General features: G+C 47.3%; 2 protein-coding genes. One reads left to right on the top strand and one right to left on the bottom strand.

The features are described from left to right. The coding region (locus AC23NW_RS36180; RefSeq protein WP_487455583.1) for a hypothetical protein at positions 1-240 on the bottom strand (240 nt) is incomplete at its 3' end. Positions 241-339: 99 nt separating this feature from the next. Between AC23NW_RS36180 and AC23NW_RS36175 the strand changes: the two genes are divergently transcribed. Next, on the top strand, positions 340-948 hold the full coding sequence (locus AC23NW_RS36175) for a recombinase family protein (RefSeq protein ID WP_487455581.1): 609 nt from the start codon (positions 340-342) through the stop codon (positions 946-948). Positions 949-1,009: the final 61 nt, after the last annotated feature.

Below are 1,009 nucleotides of genomic sequence, written 5' to 3'. Positions count from 1 at the left end.
CCGAAAGTAGCCCCATTGTAACAGGAACCCCACCCGGTTGATGTCAGAATCCAGTCCCCGTAGAATTGGTTTCATCCAACCTGGAATGGAGAAAAAATGACGTTGTTTGATGAAGGAGAAGGCGGGAGGCCGCTCAAATTCGTCCTGCAAATCAGGCGATAGAATTTCTTTGAGGGTCATGGAAGGGTTCAGTGAAACGACCGTATGAATGTACCAGTTCCAGAACCAGTAAGGGTTCATCAGCCTGGTCTACAATCGCCCAAATTAGTTAATCAAACTTGTTCACCAATCAAAGTTCAGTATATTCGGTAATAGACTACACTAAAGTGAACAAACAGCATGAAAATAGGCTATGCCCGTGTCTCAACCCAGGGCCAACAAGTCGATCTGCAAGTGGATGCCCTGGAAAAGGCAGGCTGTGAATTGATCTTTCGGGAAATCGTATCGGGGGCCAAGGCTGATCGACCCGAATTGGCCAAACTACGGACCATGCTTCGCCATGGGGATATTGTCTGTATCTACAAACTGGATCGGTTAGGCCGCTCGATGAAGCATCTGTTGGAACTCGTTGATGAGTTTAGTCAAAAGGGGGTTGGCTTAATGAGCTTAACCGATGCGATTGATAGCACCACTGCTCAGGGGCGATTAGTTTTAAACCTGTTTGCTTCGCTGGCGGAATTTGAACGAGATCTGATTCGGGAGCGAACGCAGGCCGGGTTGCTTTCGGCGCGTGCTCGTGGCCGAAAGGGTGGGCGACAGAAAGGTCTTTCCCCGGAAGCGGAGAAAAATGCGCGTTTGGCGGAAATGTATTACAAAGAAGGGGTATTGGGGGTAAATATGATCGCCAAAAAGTTGGGTATTTCTAAAGTGACGTTTTACAAATACCTACGCCATCGGGGTGTTAAGATTCATAGTAAGCAGACGACCGAAACCCAATCAAAAAACTGATTATTAGACTCTTGACTCTCTTTGATGAAACATTTCCCCGGAATGTTGGCAACTACCCTAT

It is taken from the genome of Arsenicibacter sp. R0_47, from assembly GCF_057652235.1.
The sequence above is the reverse complement of the archived record's forward strand: the minus strand, read 5'-3'. Positions and strand labels throughout refer to the sequence as shown.

Excerpts from the sequence above, each read along its gene's own strand:
- AC23NW_RS36175 (WP_487455581.1), top strand. The coding sequence starts at position 340 with ATGAAAATAGGCTATGCCCGTGTCTCAACCCAGGGCCAACAAGTCGAT.